Origin of the sequence: Microbacterium sp. UBA3394 (genome assembly GCF_002358725.1) — a bacterium.
Taxonomy (GTDB): domain Bacteria; phylum Actinomycetota; class Actinomycetes; order Actinomycetales; family Microbacteriaceae; genus Microbacterium; species Microbacterium luteum.
In genome coordinates this window covers 4,598-7,329 of record NZ_DEPK01000161.1, presented here as the reverse complement: position 1 = coordinate 7,329, position 2,732 = coordinate 4,598, and the positions used below count along the sequence as shown (strand labels likewise).

Below are 2,732 nucleotides of genomic sequence, written 5' to 3'. Positions count from 1 at the left end.
TCCACGAGGACAGGCAGGAGCGATTCCATCCCTTCCACCGGGATGCCTTCGGCCATCTTCTCCAGCATGCCCCGCACGCCGGGCAGGGCGTCTCGGCGTGCCCGGGCGCGCTCGCGCACGGCGGGCGTGAGCAGCAGCTCTCGGCTCGCGACCAGTGTCACGAGGGCGACCTCTCCCGGCAGCGACCGCTGGTCGGCGACGGAGAACGCGCGGATCTGGTCCACCTCGTCGCCGAAGAACTCGACCCGGTAGGGATGGTCGGCGACCGGCGGGAAGACATCGAGGATGCCGCCGCGCGCGGCGAATTCGCCACGGCGCGACACCATGTCGACGCGGTGGTAGGCGCGCTCCACCAGCCCCGCGACGACGTCGTCCAGCTCGTGACCGCGGTCGCCCGGGCGCAGCGTGATCGCCGGCACGTCGGTGAGCCCCGCGGCGAGCGGCTGCACGGCACCGCGCACCGACGCCGTGACGACGAACGGCGTCGTGCCATCGTGCTCGGCGAGTCGCCGCAGCACGTCGAGGCGACGCCCCACGGTCTCGGGACTCGGGCTCAGCCGCTCGTGGGGAAGCGTCTCCCACGCGGGGAAATGCACCACCTCCACGTTCGGGATGAGCGCTTCCAGCGCCGTCCCGAGCGTCTCCGCCCGGCGGCCCGTCGGGGCGACCGCGAGAAGGACCGGAGGCCGCCCGGAGTCGATCTGGCGGCGCAGGAAGGCGGCAAGCAGCGGCGCATCCAGACCGGTGGGAGCGGAGACGTCGACGTCGCGGGAGGCCGAGGAGACGGCGTCCGCGAAGGACTCATCCTGTTCGAGGGCGCGCACGATCCCGGGAACTGTCACCGCACGAGTCTAGTCCGCCTCGCCGACACCGAGACCCCCGACCTCGGCGCGCGCCTCCTAGGATGAGTGCCGTGAGCGATCCCGCAGACCCCCGCAGCGAGCAGGAGAACACGGCAGGTCACGAGTCCTCCGCACCCGCGGCGCCACCGCGTCCGCCGGCCCCCGCGCCGCCCTACGCACCGCCTTCGCAGCCGGTGTACGGCACGCCGCAACCGCCCACGGCGGCCCCCGCCGCACCCGGCGAGCAGCCCACACTCGCCTACGGAACCGCACCGTACCCGGGCCCGCCTCCGTACGGCCAGCCTCCCGCCCCATACGGCCAGCGTCCGTACGGCCCGCCTCCGGGCGCGTACGGGCAGCCCCCGTACGGCCAGGCCGCGCCGTCCTGGCCGTCCCAGCGCCCCGCCGCGAACGGATCGGCGACACTCGGGATCATCGCCTTCGTCGTGGCCGCCGTCGCCGGAATTCTCGTTCCCGTCCTCGGCGCGGTCGCCGGGTACGCCATCGGCGACGGCGTCGGTGCCGAGCTCGGCGACATGCCGGCGAGCGCGGATTTCGACCTCGCGATCCTCGCTCCGGTGCGGGGCTTGGTGCTGTTCGCCGAGATCACGTTCTGGACCGGCACCGTCCTCGGCATCGGGGCGCTCATCCAGGGCATCGTCGCGGCGGTGAAGGCCCGCGGCCGCGGCTGGGCCATCGCCGCGATCGTGATCGCGGCGCTCGGCCCGATCGTCTACGGCACGCTCGCCTACATCCTCTTCTTCGTCGGCCTCGCCGCCGGCGCCCTGTCGAGCGTCCCGTCATTCTGACGCCTCGCCGCCGGGCGCACCCGGAGAGGAGAGCGCGCGTACAGAGGACGAAAGCCGCGGCGTCGGTCCTCGTGAAGCGGGGAATCCTCCGGAGGTGTGGGGATGCCGCGATGCGGCGCGGCGCGTCAGGGACGCGGGGCGTGGTGCCGCTGCTGCGCGGCGACGAGACCCTGGTCGACGAGCATCTCCACCGCATCAGCGGCGTCAGCCAGGAGGTTGGGGAGATTCTGACGCTCGAGCGAGCCGAAGGGATCCAGCACCCAGTCGGCGGGGTCCTGACGGCCGGGCGGACGGCCGATGCCCACGCGCACGCGCGGGAACTGCGGGGTGCCAAGGGCCTTCGCCACGTCGCGCACCCCGTTGTGGCCGCCGTGCCCGCCGCCGGACTTGAGCTTGATCGTGTCGAAGGGGATGTCGAGCTCGTCGTGCACGACCACGACGCGCTCGGAGTCGATGCCGTAGAACTTCGCCAGAGAGGACACGGGCCCGCCGGAGACGTTCATGAACGAGTTCGGCTTCGCGAGGATCAGCTTGTCCGCGCCCGGACGCAGCCACGTCTCGGCGACGCGCGCGCCCGCCTTGTGTGCACGCAGGGTCTCACCGCGCCGGTCGGCCAGCTCGTCGATGACCATCTGGCCGACGTTGTGACGCGTCGCCTCGTACCGCGGTCCGGGGTTGCCGAGCCCCACGATGAGCCACGTGCGTGCCATGTGCTTTCCTCTCGGTCCGGCGGTGGTCGGAAGACAGCACGAGGGGGATGCGACCGGCGCATCCCCCTCGTGTCTGCTCGCGATTACTCCGCGGATTCCTCGGACTGCTCGGCGGCGACCTCGGCGTCGGCCTCGGCGATCTCCTCCTCCGCGGCCAGCGCGGCGGTCGGCACGTAGATGGCGACGACGAGCGTGTCGGCCTCGGTGACCAGCGACGCGCCGCGCGGAAGCTTCAGCTCGCCCGCGGTGACGTGGGCGCCGTCCTCCAGGCCCTCCACGTCGACCTCGACGTGCTCGGGGATGTGGGTGGCCTCGACCTCGAGCAGCACGGTGGATGCGTCGAGGTTGGCGATGGTGCCGGCGAAGGGCTC

2 protein-coding genes and 2 pseudogenes are annotated in these 2,732 nt (G+C 72.7%); 1 reads left to right on the top strand and 3 read right to left on the bottom strand.

Annotated elements, in window-relative coordinates; translation table 11 throughout:
* Nucleotides 1–842: pseudogene (locus B4E30_RS09540) on the bottom strand (transcription-repair coupling factor); the annotation flags it as partial.
* A 71-nt stretch (nucleotides 843–913) separates the two neighbouring features.
* On the opposite strand from B4E30_RS09540, the gene B4E30_RS09535 reads away from it, so the two are divergent.
* The gene (locus B4E30_RS09535) at nucleotides 914–1,651 is read left to right on the top strand and encodes a hypothetical protein (RefSeq protein ID WP_286795020.1); all 738 of its coding nucleotides are present in this window, start codon (nucleotides 914–916) and stop codon (nucleotides 1,649–1,651) included.
* A 125-nt stretch (nucleotides 1,652–1,776) separates the two neighbouring features.
* Here B4E30_RS09535 and pth read toward each other — a convergent pair whose 3' ends face one another.
* Both pth and B4E30_RS09525 read right to left on the bottom strand, forming a co-directional pair.
* On the bottom strand, nucleotides 1,777–2,361 hold the full coding sequence (gene pth, locus B4E30_RS09530) for an aminoacyl-tRNA hydrolase (RefSeq protein WP_286795017.1): 585 nt from the start codon (nucleotides 2,359–2,361) through the stop codon (nucleotides 1,777–1,779).
* A gap of 83 nt (nucleotides 2,362–2,444) precedes the next feature.
* A pseudogene (locus B4E30_RS09525) lies at nucleotides 2,445–2,732 on the bottom strand (50S ribosomal protein L25); the annotation flags it as partial.

Bases quoted from the DNA above. Each gene is read 5' to 3' on its own strand.
- pth (WP_286795017.1), bottom strand. From the start codon at position 2,361: ATGGCACGCACGTGGCTCATCGTGGGGCTCGGCAACCCCGGACCGCGG.